This is a genomic window from Streptomyces sp. NPDC028991 (assembly GCF_055564775.1).
The window spans coordinates 13,844-26,925 of record NZ_JBVHVP010000036.1 but is presented as its reverse complement, the minus strand read 5'-3'; the positions used below and the strand labels follow the sequence as shown (position 1 = coordinate 26,925).

General features: G+C 72.0%; 12 protein-coding genes and 4 pseudogenes. 10 read left to right on the top strand and 6 right to left on the bottom strand.

Features of this window, described 5'->3' with window-relative positions:
- The first annotated feature begins 2 nt into the window (after positions 1–2).
- From ACZ4V1_RS34105 to ACZ4V1_RS34065, 9 genes and pseudogenes are all read left to right on the top strand, one after another.
- Positions 3–593: a YciI family protein gene (locus tag ACZ4V1_RS34105; protein WP_468344434.1), complete on the top strand. Its 591-nt coding sequence runs from the start codon at positions 3–5 to the stop codon at positions 591–593.
- Positions 594–636: 43 nt separating this feature from the next.
- Positions 637–2,070: an FAD-binding protein gene (locus ACZ4V1_RS34100; protein ID WP_468344431.1), complete on the top strand. Its 1,434-nt coding sequence runs from the start codon at positions 637–639 to the stop codon at positions 2,068–2,070.
- Positions 2,071–2,103: 33 nt separating this feature from the next.
- Positions 2,104–3,039, top strand: coding sequence for a beta/alpha barrel domain-containing protein (locus ACZ4V1_RS34095; protein WP_468344428.1), 936 nt, complete (start codon positions 2,104–2,106; stop codon positions 3,037–3,039).
- Positions 3,036–3,809, top strand: coding sequence for an alpha/beta fold hydrolase (locus tag ACZ4V1_RS34090; protein ID WP_468344425.1), 774 nt, complete (start codon positions 3,036–3,038; stop codon positions 3,807–3,809). The genes ACZ4V1_RS34095 and ACZ4V1_RS34090 overlap by 4 nt, the downstream gene beginning before the upstream one ends.
- Positions 3,806–5,590: an isocitrate/isopropylmalate family dehydrogenase gene (locus ACZ4V1_RS34085; RefSeq protein ID WP_468344422.1), complete on the top strand. Its 1,785-nt coding sequence runs from the start codon at positions 3,806–3,808 to the stop codon at positions 5,588–5,590. Before ACZ4V1_RS34090 ends, ACZ4V1_RS34085 begins: the two co-directional genes overlap by 4 nt.
- Complete coding sequence (locus ACZ4V1_RS34080) at positions 5,583–6,443, top strand: DUF6282 family protein (RefSeq protein ID WP_468344419.1); 861 nt, start codon at positions 5,583–5,585, stop codon at positions 6,441–6,443. Before ACZ4V1_RS34085 ends, ACZ4V1_RS34080 begins: the two co-directional genes overlap by 8 nt.
- 32 nt (positions 6,444–6,475) lie before the next feature.
- Positions 6,476–7,063: pseudogene (locus ACZ4V1_RS34075) on the top strand (phosphoenolpyruvate carboxylase); the annotation flags it as partial.
- Between the two features lie 49 nt (positions 7,064–7,112).
- Positions 7,113–7,364: a phosphoenolpyruvate carboxylase gene (locus ACZ4V1_RS34070; RefSeq protein ID WP_468344490.1), complete on the top strand. Its 252-nt coding sequence runs from the start codon at positions 7,113–7,115 to the stop codon at positions 7,362–7,364.
- Positions 7,365–7,392: 28 nt separating this feature from the next.
- Positions 7,393–8,427 (top strand): MBL fold metallo-hydrolase, encoded by a 1,035-nt coding sequence (locus ACZ4V1_RS34065; RefSeq protein ID WP_468344416.1) that lies wholly within the window; start codon positions 7,393–7,395, stop codon positions 8,425–8,427.
- 36 nt (positions 8,428–8,463) lie between these two features.
- Here the strand turns inward: ACZ4V1_RS34065 and ACZ4V1_RS34060 are convergent.
- The 6 genes and pseudogenes from ACZ4V1_RS34060 to ACZ4V1_RS34035 all read right to left on the bottom strand — a co-directional run.
- A pseudogene (locus ACZ4V1_RS34060) lies at positions 8,464–8,754 on the bottom strand (spermidine/putrescine ABC transporter substrate-binding protein); the annotation flags it as partial.
- A 274-nt stretch (positions 8,755–9,028) separates the two neighbouring features.
- The gene (locus ACZ4V1_RS34055; protein WP_468344413.1) at positions 9,029–9,916 is read right to left on the bottom strand and encodes a carbohydrate ABC transporter permease; all 888 of its coding nucleotides are present in this window, start codon (positions 9,914–9,916) and stop codon (positions 9,029–9,031) included.
- A complete protein-coding gene (locus tag ACZ4V1_RS34050; RefSeq protein WP_468344410.1) occupies positions 9,913–10,878 on the bottom strand; it encodes a carbohydrate ABC transporter permease in 966 nt (321 codons plus the stop codon). Before ACZ4V1_RS34050 ends, ACZ4V1_RS34055 begins: the two co-directional genes overlap by 4 nt.
- On the bottom strand, positions 10,878–12,212 hold the full coding sequence (locus ACZ4V1_RS34045; protein ID WP_468344407.1) for an ABC transporter substrate-binding protein: 1,335 nt from the start codon (positions 12,210–12,212) through the stop codon (positions 10,878–10,880). Before ACZ4V1_RS34045 ends, ACZ4V1_RS34050 begins: the two co-directional genes overlap by 1 nt.
- Before the next feature lie 104 nt (positions 12,213–12,316).
- Positions 12,317–12,472, bottom strand: a pseudogene (locus ACZ4V1_RS34040) (alpha/beta hydrolase); the annotation flags it as partial.
- Positions 12,473–12,474: 2 nt separating this feature from the next.
- Positions 12,475–12,633, bottom strand: a pseudogene (locus ACZ4V1_RS34035) (hydrolase); the annotation flags it as partial.
- 275 nt (positions 12,634–12,908) lie between these two features.
- On the opposite strand from ACZ4V1_RS34035, the gene rpmF reads away from it, so the two are divergent.
- Positions 12,909–13,079 carry a 50S ribosomal protein L32 gene (gene rpmF / locus ACZ4V1_RS34030; RefSeq protein ID WP_468344404.1) on the top strand — a complete coding sequence of 57 codons (171 nt, stop codon included), beginning with the start codon at positions 12,909–12,911 and terminating at the stop codon, positions 13,077–13,079.
- The last annotated feature ends 3 nt before the right edge of the window (positions 13,080–13,082 follow it).

Here is a 13,082-nt window from a genome sequence, read left to right as displayed (position 1 = left end):
CCGTGATCCACGTCCTGACCCTCACCTACCTCACCCCGCGTGAGACCGTCGTCGCGCACATGGCCGAACACAAGGCCTGGCTGCGCGAGCACGCGGACCAGGGCCGCATCCTGCTCAGCGGCCCCCGCCCCGACGGCGGCGCCGTCATCGTGACCGCCGACCTCGACGACAGCGGGGTGCGCGAGCTCATCGAGAGCGACCCCTGGCACAAGCTCGGCATCGCCTCGTACGAAACGATCTCGTTCGAGGGCCGCAACGCCAGCCCGGGCGTCATCACCGCCGCCGAGCCGGACGACAGCGTCCTGCTCATCAACGTGGCCACCACCGACGACGCGGCCGCCAGCGTGGCCGCGCTGGCCTCGGCCGTCGAGCACGTCTCCGGCACCGCCGACGGCTTCCGCGGTTCCCGCCTGCTGACCAGCGTCGACGGCGACGCCATCGTCAACTTCGCGGCGTGGACGGACCAGAAGCGGTTCGACGCGATCTTCGAGGACCCCGAGTTCCTGCGCCGCTACGAGGCGTTCGCCGAGACCACGACCGGCGCCAAGTACCGCCTCTACCGCACGAGCCGGGTCATCACCCCGGGCCGCTGAGCCCTGACCACCCCCAGCCACAGACCTTTTCAGAGGAGAGACCATGTCCGGCTCCACCACCCCGCCGAGTTACGACCTCATCGTCATCGGGTTCGGCGCCGCCGGCCTGTCGGCCGCGCTGTCCTTCGCCGAGACCACCGAGGGCCGCGAGACGCCCGCCCGCATCGCCGTCCTGGAGCGTTCCGGCAAGGAGGAGCGCGGCGGCGCCACCCGCTGGACCGGCGCGTTCCTGCGCATCGACCAGGACCGGCAGCTGGACACCGACTGGGCCGAGCACGTCAGCCGCGTCTCCGGCGGCCTGGCCGACATCGAGTACTGCCGCACCGTCGAGCGTGAGACCCGGCAGACGCTGGAGTTCGTCGAGAAGCACGGTGTCGAGATCGCCTTCGAGCAGTTCCCCCTGCCGCACACCTTCGACGCCGGCACCCCGTCGATGACCCCGCCGGCCAGCCCCCACGGCGGCGGCGCCTCGATCGTCGAGCACTTCGGCGCCGCCCTGGAGAACGACCCGCGCGTCGACATCCGTTACGAGACGGAGGCGCTGCGCCTGACGACGTCCGACGACGGCCTCGTCAACGGCGTGCTGGTGCGCACCGCCGACGGCCGCACCCAGCGTCTTGCCGGCCGCGCCGTCGTCCTGGCCTGCGGCGGCTTCGAGGGCAACACCGAGATGCTCACCCGCTACGTCGGCGACAGGGCCTGCGACCTGCCGCTGATCGCCCCCGGCATCGCCAACAACCGCGGTGACGCGCTGCGGATGGCGCTGGAGCTGGGCGCCGACACCGCCGGCCAGTTCGACGGCATCCACGCCGAGCCCGTCGACCGCCGCACCCGCAAGGCCGACTCGGTCCTGTACGGCTTCAGCACCGGCATCTTCGTCAACAACAAGATGAAACGCTTCTTCGACGAGGGCCGCGACACCTGGGACAACACCTTCGAGCACGTCGGCTACGAGATCTGGAAGAACCAGGACCAGGAGGCGTACTGGATCGCCGACGCCAAGACGCTCGCCATCCCCGGCATCGCCGACGCCTGGCTCAGCGACGTGCCGCCGGAGCAGGCCGACACCCTGGAGGAGCTCGCCGCGAAGCTCGGCATCGACGCCGAGGGCCTGGAGAAGACCGTCGCCGAGTTCAACGCGGCTGTCGGGCCCGGTGAGTTCGACCCGACCCGCCTCGACGGCAAGGCCACCATGGGCGTCGAGCCGCGGAAGTCCAACTGGGCCACGCCGCTGGACACCGCCCCCTTCATCGGCGTACCGCTCACCGCCGCCATCTGCTTCACCTACGGCGGCATCCGCACCGACCTCGACGGCCGGGTGGTCACCCCGTCCGGCACCGCCATCCCGGGCCTGTACGCGGCGGGCGAGGCCACCGGCCTCTTCTACCACGCCTACCCGCCGGCCACGTCCGTGCTGCGCTCGCTGATCTTCGGCCGGCTCGCCGCCCACCACGCCGCCGCCCAGCAGTCCGCCTGAACCCGGATCGCCCCGAACTCACCTGGAGGAACCATGAGCATCGTCAATATCGACGTCACCCTCCGCGACGGCGGGTACCGCAACGGCTTCCACTTCCCCCTGGACTACGCCCTCACGCACGCCCGGCTCAGCGTCGAGTCCGGCTTCGACTGGGTCGAGATCGCCTACCGCAAGGGCTCCCTGCTGCCGATCCCGAACCTCGGGCTGACCGGCCGCGGCGACGACGAGTTCATCGCCGCCGTGGCCCGGGAGATCGGCGCGGACCGGGTGGCGATGATCCTGCACCCGAAGAACATCACCGAGCACGACCTGCCCGCCATGTACGCCGCGGGCGCCCGCCTGGTCCGCATCATCCTGCCGTCTCAGGGCTACGAACGCGGACTGGAGTACATACGCCAGGCCAAGGACATCGGGTTCACCGTCGGCGTGAACTTCGCCCGGATCAGCAAGTGGTCGGGGCGGGCCGTGGTCGAGGTGGCGACCGCCGCCACCGACGCCGGCGCCGAGTGCGTCTACCTGGCCGACTCCAACGGCAGCCTCTCCCCCGTCGACACCACCGACCTCACCACCCTGACCAAGTCGGTCACCGGCGGCCCGGTCGGTCTGCACGCCCACAACAACCTTGGCCTCGCCCTGGCCAACGCGATCAGCGCGGTCGCGGCGGGCGCCACCTGGATCGACTCCTCGATCCAGGGCATGGGCAAGGGCCCGGGCAACCTCATCGCCGAGCAGTGGCTGGCCCACCTGGACCGCACCGACCCCGAGGCCGCCGCCCGCCTCCACCTGGGCCCGGCACTGGAGCTGGCGGACCTGCTCCTGGCCACCGTCCCCGAGGGCACCCCCTCCCTGCCGCTGTCCGACCTGGTCCTGGGCCGCTACGACCTGCCGGTCGAGCACCGCAAGGACCTGCTGGGCGGCAACCACCGTGAGGGCATCGCCACCGCGCGCACCCTCGCCACCGTCCGGTGACCCACGCCGGACTCGCTGTGCCGGCGGCGGTCTTCGGACCGAAGGCCGCCGCCGGCCCGGCACACGCCCTGGTCTTCGCCCCGGTCACCCCGCGCTGGGACGACGGAGCCTTCTTCACGCCCGTCACCCGCGTCCTGGCCGCCGCGGGCCTGCGGGTCACCGTCGTCGACACGCTCGCCGCCTGGGACGAGGAGACCGCCTCGCTGGACTCCTTCGCCGCCCGCTGGCGGACGCTGCTCCCCGAGTTCGGGCGCGTGGACCTGCTGTGCGGGAACGCGCTGGGCGGCGCGCTGGCCCAGGTGCTGCTCCCCGACGTCGCCCCGAACGCCGCGGCCCTGCTCGTCTCCGGGCCGGCCCGCAGCGACGCCCTCCTCGATGCCAGGCTCACCGAGATCGCCGACCTCGCCGCAGGCGGCCGCTCCGACGCCGCGCTGGCTCTGCTGAACCGGCGCGTCCAGCCGCGCGGCCACCGCCCCGACCCGGCCGGCGACGGTCCCGCACCGCACGATCCGGGCGCCGGGCGCCGGCTCGCCGCCGGACTGCGGATGCTGCGCGGCATCGATGTGAGCGACGCGGTGCGGGCCCACCCGGGACCGCTGCTGCAGATCGTCGGAAGCCACTCGCAGCTCGTCACCCAGCGCCACACCGCGGCGGCACCGCACCACCGGGTGGCCGTCATCGAGGGGGCCGGCATGCGCCCCCACTTCGAACGCACCGCGGAAGTGTCCGTCCTCATCGGAGACTTCCTGCGGCAGAAGGGACTCACATGAAGAGCGTCGCTGTCCTGCCCGGCGACGGCATCGGACCGGAGGTGACGTCCGCCGCCCTGGACGTCGTGGACCGGCTCGGCCTCCCCCTCGACCTGCGCTTCGGCGAGATCGGCTGGGAGTGCTGGCGCCAGGAGGGCGACCCGGTCCCGCAGCGCACCTGGAAGCTGCTTGAGGAGACCGACACCTGCCTGCTCGGCGCGATCACCAGCAAGCCGCTGCGCGAGGCCGAGGCCGAACTCCCCGACGGCCTGCGCGGCACCGGACTCACCTTCGTCTCCCCCGTCATCCAACTGCGGCAGCGGCTCGGCCTGTACGCCAACATCCGCCCGGTCGTGGACCTGGCCGAGAAGCGCTTCGACTTCACCGTGATCCGGGAGAACACCGAGGGCCTGTACGCCGGGTTCGACTTCCACGGCGTGGACGACGCCCTGTGGAACGTGGTCGGCGATCACCCCAACGCCCAGGCGTCCGGTCCGGGAGCGACCAGCGTCACGCTGCGCCTGCAGACCGAGTTCGGCATGGACCGGCTGCTGCGGTACGGCTTCGCCCACGCCCGCTCCCGCGGCTACACCCGGCTCACCCTGGTCGACAAGCCCAACGTGCTCCGCCACAGCAGCAATCACCTGCGGGAACGCCTCGAATTGATCGCGGCCGACCACCCCGGCATCGAGACCGAGATCCTCAACGTCGACGCGGTCGCCCTGTGGATGGTGCGCAGGCCCGAGCGGTTCGGCGTGCTGGTCGCGGAGAACATGTTCGGCGACATCCTCTCCGACCTCGGCGCGGGCGTCATGGGCGGCCTCGGCCTCGCGCCCAGCGGCAACATCGGGGACCACGGCAGCTACTTCGAGCCCGTGCACGGCAGCGCTCCCGGCATGGCCGGACAGGGCCGCGCCAACCCCATGGCGATGATCCTCGCCGTGGCCCAGATGCTCGACCACCTGGACCTCTCCGTCCCCGGCGAGGAACTGAGGGCGGCGGTGCGCACGGTCGCCACCCGACGTACGGCCGTCACCTACGACATGGGCGGCACGGGCGGCACACGGGAGGTCGCGCGGGCCGTCGCCGGCGAACTCGCCCCGGCCTGCGGGGAGTCGGGCAGCAAGGAGGACGCGATGGAACGGCTCGCCCGTCTCGATACCGCGTCCGTCTCCGACGCGCTGGACAGCCTGGGAGTCGGCGGCGTCCTCGCCGGGATCGCCGCGCGGGTGCCCGGTGCCCGCGCCGCCGGCCGCGCGTTCACCGTGACGTACCGGCCCGTGGACAGCGACGGCAAGGGCTTCCGCAACGCGGCCGACTACCTGGACGACGTGCCCGAGGGGTCCTTCGTCGTCGTCGACAACGCGGGCAGCACCAGCTGCACCAACTGGGGTTCGCTGCTGACGGCCCTGGCGCAGCGGCGCGGTGTCCGGGGCACCGCCCTGCACGGCTCGGCGCGCGACGTCGCCGAGATCCGGGCCGCCGGATACCCGCTGTTCAGCACCGGTGTCACCATGGTCAGCGGCAAGAACCGGGCGGAGCTCGCGGCGACCGGACGGGACGTCGTCATCGGGGACGTCACCGTACGCCCCGGCGACATCGTCGTCGCCGACGACAATGGCGCCCTGGTGGTACCGGCCGAGCAGGCCGCCGAGGTCGCGGAGCGGGCCGAACGCGTGGAGCGGACCGAGGGCGTGATCGCCGAGGCGGTCGGCGCGGGCCTGCGCCTCGACGAGGCCCGGCGCCGGTTCGGCTACGCCAAGCCCTGGGACGGTGGCGGTGCCCGGCCCGATCATGCTTGAGCCGGCGGGACGCGTGGTGGTGGATGTCCACTACCACGCGGGACCCGACCTCTACCGCCGCCGCCTCACCTCGGCCGGCGCGGGCCGCGCGTACGCGGAGGCCGGCGGCTGGGTCGTGCTCAAGAGCCATCTCACCTCGACCGCCGCCCGCGCCTGGGAGGCCCGCGAGGAGGGGCTGCCGGTCTCCGGCACGCTCGTGCTGAACGAACTGGCCGGCGGCGTCCGGCCCCGGGCCGTGGAACAGGCGGTCTACGCCCACGGCCCGGACAGCCCCGCCCGCCTCGTCGTCCACCTGCCGACCCTGACCGGCCCCGCGCACACCTCGGCCCTGCGCCGCACCCCGTTCCACCCGCTGCTCGACACCTACCGGTGGCGGGCCGGCCGGGTCCTCGACACCGAGGGGCGGCTGCGCCGGGACGTGCGCGAGGTCCTGCGGGCGGCCCGTGACCTGCCCGTCGCCGTGGCGACCGGGCACTGTGACCGGGAAGCGGCCCTGCGCGTCGTCGACGAAGCCGTACGCCTGGAGGTGCCGCGCCTGCTCCTCACCCACGCCACCCACCCCATGTCGGGCTTCACCCCCGACGACCTCAAGGACCTGCGCGACGTGCCCGGTCTCCACGTCGAGATCACCGCGCTGACGCTGCTGCTGGGGCACCGCGACGCCGCGCACCTCGGCCAGGTCGCGCGAGCCCACCCCCGGGTGGTGTTCAGCTCCGACCTCGGACAGCCCGGCCAGCCCGGCGTGAAGGAGTGGCTCGACCTGAGCGCGCACTGGTTCAGGGCCGCGCACCTGACGAGCCGGGAGATCACGGCCATCACCCTTACCAACCCCGCCCGCCTGCTGACTCCGTGAACGTCCGTCACCACGTCACCTCGGGAGCAGTCATGACCCCCGGTCCCTACCACGCCGCCCTCCAGGCGGACATCCAGCACCTCGCCGAGCTGCTGGACGAGACCCTGGCCCGCCAGGAGGGCCCCGAACTGCTGGAACTCGTCGACACGGTCCGCCGCTCGGCCCGCGAGGACGGCGACGGCCATGCCGAGCTGCTGCGCGGCGTCGACGCCCGGACCGCGGCCCAGCTGGTCCGCGCCTTCTCCACCTACTTCCACCTGGCCAACGTCACCGAACAGGTGCACCGAGGCCGCGAACTGCGCTCGGTCAGGGAACGGGCGGGCGCCGCGCCGGCCCGCGTCGTCCAGGACGCCGCGCGCGAAGCACCGGACGCCCTGATCCGCGCGGTGGAGCACCTGAACGTCCGGCCCGTCTTCACCGCCCACCCGACGGAGGCCGCCCGCCGGTCGGTGCTCACCAAACTGCGGCGCATCGCCGGGTTGCTGCAGACCCCGGTGGTCGAGGCGGACCGCCGGCGACACGACGCACGGCTCGCGGAGAGCATCGACCTGCTGTGGCAGACGGACGACCTGCGCGTCGTGCGTCCCGAACCGGCCGACGAGGCCCGTAACGCGATCTACTCACGTCGACACCCTCGTCCCCGAGGACCTCAAGCACGTCTTCGACCGGATCAAGGCCGAGCACGAGCTCACCGTCGCCGAAGTCCTGCGCGTCACCGGGCAGGGCGAACTGATGGAATCCCAGTCGGTGTTGAAGCACACTCTGGCGGTCCGCGACGCCCACCTCGACCCGATCTCCCGTCTCCAGGTCGCACTGCTCGCACGGCAACGGGCCGCGGGCGAGGACGCGGACCCGTCGCTCTGCCGGGCCCTGCTGCTCACCGTCAACGGCATCGCCGCCGGCCTGCGCAACACCGGTTGACCCACCACCCCGCGAAGGAGCCCCCGCCATGCCCGAGCCGGATCACGGCGTGCCCGCCCCCTCTCGGCGCGGCCTGCTGCGCACCGCGTTCGTCTCCACCGCGGCCCTGGCCGTGCCCCTCAGCGGCGCCGCCCCGCAGGCGCACGCCACCCGCTCCCGCGCCCGGTCCATCGGATCCCTCGGCCACCAGTCGGCCGTGCGCACCCTCACCGTGGGGGACGTCCGGCTGACCTACGTCGTCGACGCGGCCATGGAGTTGGACCGGACCGGCTTTCTCCCCGCCGTTCCCGCCGGCTACTGGGAGGAGCACTCCGAGGCGCTGGCCCCCTCGCGCCGCATCGCCGCCTCGGCGGGCGGCCTGCTCGTCGAACGCGGTGGCCGCCGGCTGCTGATCGACGTGGGCCTCGGAGCCAACGTGCTCTCGCCCTCGCTGGGCGTCTCCCGCGGCGGCGCGCTGCTGCGCACCCTGCGGGCGCTCGGAGTGTCACGGCACTCCATCGACACCGTGGCGTTCACCCACCTCCACACCGACCACACCGGCCTCGGCTTCCTCACCGGGCACGGCCGGCCGCCGCGCAAGGCGTTTCCCCGCGCCGACTACCTGGTGGCGCGGGCCGAGTGGGACCCGTTCTGGAACCGCGAGGTGGAGGTGGGGGCGCCGTCGTGGGAGGGGTTCGTGGTACCGATGTCGCGGGTGCTGCGCCGGTTCGAGGACGGTGAGGAGGTATGGCCCGGGGTCACCGCACTGATCACCCCCGGCCACAGTCCCGGGCACACCACGTATGTCGTCTCGGCCGGCGGCAGAAGGCGGATCCTGGTGTTCGGCGACGTCTTCCACACCCCGGCGCAGATGGCGCACCCGGAGTGGCCGTCCGGGCCCGACGTGGACGTCGACGGGGTGCTGAGGGCCCGGACGAGGGTGCTGGGTGAGCTGAGCGCGCCGCGTACCCACGGCTTCGCCTTCCACTTCGGCGACCAGGCGTTCGGCCGGATGGTCGAAGGGGGCCGATGGCGTCCGGTGCCCGCCCGCGCCCTGCTGCCCGCCCCGATCCGGCTGCGCTGAGCCGTGCCGCTCCGTCCTACAGCCCGGCGATCCTGACCGCTCGGCGAACTCCACCCGGTCCTCGGCCGTGATGTCACGGGCGATGGCCAGGCGACGGCGCGTCCCCGCGTCCGGGAAGATCAGCGGGTTCTCCGCGAGGGCGGCGGTGTCCCCGTCGTCGGAGGAGGCCAGGACGTCCTGGGCGGCCGGGGCCGGGCAGACGTCGTTGACCCAGGCGGCCGGCTCGGCGGCGACCTCGGGCCGGTAGTAGCGGTCGATCAGCCGCTCCGCGTCGGTCTTGTGCCCGGCGAGGTTCGGCACCATGAGCGACTCCGCCCACAGCTCGGACGCCCGTATAACGCGGGGGTGCTGCACACCGGTCCGACCAGGTTGAAGACCTCGCGGGCTGCGTATCGCTCGAGGCACCGGATGATCTCACGTCGGGTCTTGCCCTCCTGGGTGCGGCGTTCGTAGTACGCCTGGGTACGTGGGTCGTGGCGCAGCCGGGTGGACACGATCCGCTGCAGGGCCGCGTTCGCCTGGCGGTCGCTTGGCGCCTGCGGCCGAGTGGCCACCGACCTACCGGGCACCGCCATGCCTTCTCCCTCGGGCCGGCCGGGGCTCATCCCTTGACCGATCCGGCGAGCAGTCCCCGTGCGAAGTGCCGGCGGAGGGAGAAGAAGACGAGCAGCGGGACGAACGCCGCCACGAAGGCTCCCGCGGTGAGCCGCTGCCACTCGTTGCCGTACGTCCCGGACAGGCTCGCCAGTCTGACCGTCATCGGCGCGGTCTCGGCCGTCCCGCCCGACAGCGTCAGTGCCACGAGGAGGTCGTTCCACACCCAGATGAACTGGATGACGGCGAAGGAGACCAGGGCCGGGCGGGCCAGGGGCAGCACGATCCGGAGCAGCAGCGTCCCGTGCGACGCGCCGTCGACGCGGGCGGCCTCGATCAGATCCCGGGGCAGCCCCGCCAGGAAGTTGTGCAGGAGGAACACCGCGAACGGCAGCGCGAAGACCGTGTGGGCGAACCAGACCTGGCCGAAACGCGCGGGACCGGTGAGGTTCCACGCGGGCAGGAACAGCCAGCCCTGGGAGAACAGCTTCAGGAGGGGGACGAGCGCCATCTGGAGCGGCACGGCCTGGAGGGCGAAGATGCCGACGACGAGCGCGTCCCGCCCCCTGAAGTCGATCCACGCCAGTGCGTACGCCGCGAAGAACGCCAGCACGAGCGGGAACAGCACCGAGGGAAGGGTGATGACGACGGAGTTGACGAAGTACTCCGCGAGCCGCGCCGACCCGTTCCCGCCGCCGGACAGCACCTCGCCGTAATTGTCGAGCGTGAGACGCGGCGTGCCGAACACGGTCCACCAGCCCGTCGTCTTGATCTCCTCCTCGGGACGGAACGAGGAGAGCAGCAGACCGAGGGTCGGCGTCGTCCAGAGGACCGCGATCACCACGGCGATCGACGTGAAGGCGCGGGAGGCCAGACGCTCCCGGACGCCGTTCACGCTGCCCTCCGCCGCGCCCGGACCTGGTGGGCGACGAAGGGCGTGACGAGGACGAAGAGAAGCACGGCGAGCGCCGCGCCGCGGCCCGTCTCGCCGTAGCGGAAGGCCTGGTCGTACATCTCGTGGGCGATGACGCCGGTGTCGAACTGTCCGCCGGTCATGGTCTTGACGATGTCGAAGGCCTTGAAGGTGCCGATCGCCTGGGCGAGGACCACGACGAGCAGAGTGGGCCTGATCGACGGCACGGTGATCCACCGGAAGATCTGCCGGGGGGACGCGCCGTCGAGCCGGGCCGCCTCGGTCAGCTCGCCGGGAACGGCCCTGATCGCGCCTGCCAGCAGGACGGCCGCGAAGCCCGCCTGTGTCCACACCATCACCGCGATGAGGAGCAGTACGTTCCAGGGAGAGTCCACGAGCCATTGCCTCGGTTCGCCGCCGAACGCGACGACGAGCTGGTTCAGCAGCCCGATCTGCCCGGCCTGGGCGGGACGGTAGGCGTAGACGAACTTCCAGACGACGCCCGCGCCGACGAAGGAGATCGCCATCGGCATCAGGACGAGGGACAGCGCGAACGCGCTGAACCGCGACCGTACGACGGCCGCCGCGTAGAGCAGGCCGGTCGTGGTTGCCAGCAGCGGCACGAGCACCACCCATGCCAGGGTGTTGCGCAGCGCCACCAGCGCCCGGGGGTCGGTGACCGTCCACACGTAGTTGTCGAAGCCGGCCCATGTGTCACCGCCGTTCTCCGTGAACGACAGCGCCAGGGTCCGCAGACCGGGCAGGACGAGACCCACCGTGAGCAGCAGCAGCGCGGGGGCCAGCAGGATCAGGGCCGCGGCCCTTCTCCGGACCGGCCCCCGGTGCAGCGCCAGCAGGATCAGGGAGACCACCGCCGCGAAGGCGGCGATGCCCTGGAGCAGGTACAGCAGCTTGGGCTGCTGGGCGACGACGTCGAACGGCATCAGTAGCTCGGCCAGGACCGTTCGATGGAGTCGGCGACCTCACGGGTGCTCGCGCCGCCGATCCAGTCGACGGCTCCCTCCCAGAACGTCCCGGCGCCGACCGATGCGGGCATCAGGTCCGAACCGTCGAACCTGAACTGTGTCCCGGGGTCCTGGAGCAGCTGGATCGAGAGTCTGTCGACCGGGGTCGCGGCGTTCGCCGGATCCACGCCCCTGTTCGCCGATACGAACGGGCCCTTCTTCATGCGCGCGTTCGCGAAGTCCGCGGAGGCCAGATACTCCTGGAACGCCCGCACCTCGGGGCGGTCGGCGAACACCGCGGTGAACACCCCACCGCTCAGTACGGGGCGGTCGGCGGGGCCGGCCCCGGGCAGGAGGAAGGCGTAGACGTCCTCGTCCGGTCCGACCTCGGTGCCCTTGGGCCACATGCCGGCGTAGAACGAGGCCTGGCGGTGCATCGCGCAGTCGCCGGAGAGAACCGGCGCGCCGGCCTCCTGGAAGGAGATCGACGCCATCGAACGGGCGGGACCGAAACCGCCGTTGGCGTACCGGTCGTTCTTGAGGATGGATCCCACGGTGTCCATGGCCTTGATCACCCGCGGGTCGTTGAACGGGATCTCGTGAGCGACCCACTGGTCGTAGACGTCCGTGCCCTGCTGGCGCAGCAGGACGTCTTCGATCCAGTCGGTCACGGGCCAGCCGGTCGCCTCGGCGGACTCGATGCCCGCGCACCACGGCCGGACACCCGACGCCGCGATCTTCTCCGTCACGGCCATCAGCTCGGACCACGTGCGGGGAACGCTCAGGCCCCTGTCGCGGAAGAACTTCGGCGAGTACCAGACGAACGACTTCACGTTCGCGACCAGCGGCGTGCCGTAGAGGGTGCCGTCCACGGTCGCGTAGCTGTTCCAGTCGGCCGACCAGCCCTGCTTCGCGAGGGCCACGACCCCGGCGCTCGCGGGCTTGAGCTCCCCCGCCCGCGCGAAGCGTGCCAGGAGCCCGGGCTGCGGGAAGAAGGCCACGTCCGGCGCGTTCCCGCCGTCGACCCGGAGCTGTATCCGGGCCTCGAACTCCCCGTCCCCCTCGTACCGGACGTCGATTCCCGTGCAGTCCGCGAAGTCCGCCCAGGTCGCTTCGAACAGGTCGGCCTCCCGGTCCCGGTTCTCCGCGTAGACGGTGACCTCGGTGCCGGGGTGCGTGCCGTATCTGGCGTACGGCGAGCAGTCCTCGGCGGTGTCCGACTGCGCTCCACTGTCCTGCGGGACACCGCAGGCGGTGGCGAGGGCGGCAACCAGGGCGATGACGGCGAGCGCGAGCCTCGCGCCGGACTTCATGGGTCTATCCTCCTCCGATCGCCCGCCGGAGGGTCCTCGGGGGCGATCAGAAGCTACCAGCGCTCGAACATCATCGACTAATCGTTCTATCCTGAACGATTGGGTCAGTGGGCGGTGGACCGGGCCGCGTCCTGGATCAGCTCCGCCACGGCCTTGGGCTGGGCGAGCATGACCAGATGCGAGGAGTCGACCTCGGCGGTGGTCATGCCGGCGCGCTCGTACCCGTAGCGCTCCGCATCGGGGCTGATCGGGTGGTCGGAGCCCAGGCGTTCATGCTCGTACGGCCGATGACCTCCCGCTCGGGGAACACCTCGGCGAGCTGCGGCAGCGGGGGTCCGGAGAACGACTCGGCGGCCACCGTGGCCAGGACGGCCGGCACGTCGAACGCCTGCGCCGCCTTGGCGCGACCCACGGTGCTCTCGAAGCAATCGGTAACGTGCCCGCCGCGTCCGTGGCCCGGCACTTCATCAAGCCATGAGCGACCAGACCGACCGCGTCGACCTCCGGCGCCCAGGAGTTGACACGACAGCGCACAACCGGTCCGGGAGCGCCCTCCCCGTGGGAGAGAAATGGCTCGGGCCGGCACCGACGGGGCACCCCCGCGGCCGCCACGACCGATCAGCACACCAAGGTCGTAATGACATCCATTTTCATGTAACCTCTGTCGCGCTCACCGATCACACCCGGAGGTCCCCCATGGCCGTGCCCAAACGCAAGATGTCACGCAGCAACACCCGGCACCGCCGCGCGCAGTGGAAGGCCAGTACGCCCCAACTGGTCACGGTCACGGTGGATGGCGTCCCGTACCGCGTCCCCCAGCGGCTGGCCAAGGCGTACGAGCGCGGCCTGCTGCGCCCTGAAGGCTGATCC

What these genes read in the sequence shown, in the direction of transcription:
- ACZ4V1_RS34085 (WP_468344422.1), top strand. Translation starts at nt 3,806, where the DNA reads ATGAAGAGCGTCGCTGTCCTGCCCGGCGACGGCATCGGACCGGAGGTG.
- ACZ4V1_RS34045 (WP_468344407.1), bottom strand. Translation starts at nt 12,212, where the DNA reads ATGAAGTCCGGCGCGAGGCTCGCGCTCGCCGTCATCGCCCTGGTTGCC.
- ACZ4V1_RS34065 (WP_468344416.1), top strand. Translation starts at nt 7,393, where the DNA reads ATGCCCGAGCCGGATCACGGCGTGCCCGCCCCCTCTCGGCGCGGCCTG.
- ACZ4V1_RS34050 (WP_468344410.1), bottom strand. Translation starts at nt 10,878, where the DNA reads ATGCCGTTCGACGTCGTCGCCCAGCAGCCCAAGCTGCTGTACCTGCTC.
- rpmF (WP_468344404.1), top strand. Translation starts at nt 12,909, where the DNA reads ATGGCCGTGCCCAAACGCAAGATGTCACGCAGCAACACCCGGCACCGC.
- ACZ4V1_RS34095 (WP_468344428.1), top strand. Translation starts at nt 2,104, where the DNA reads ATGAGCATCGTCAATATCGACGTCACCCTCCGCGACGGCGGGTACCGC.
- ACZ4V1_RS34100 (WP_468344431.1), top strand. Translation starts at nt 637, where the DNA reads ATGTCCGGCTCCACCACCCCGCCGAGTTACGACCTCATCGTCATCGGG.
- ACZ4V1_RS34080 (WP_468344419.1), top strand. Translation starts at nt 5,583, where the DNA reads ATGCTTGAGCCGGCGGGACGCGTGGTGGTGGATGTCCACTACCACGCG.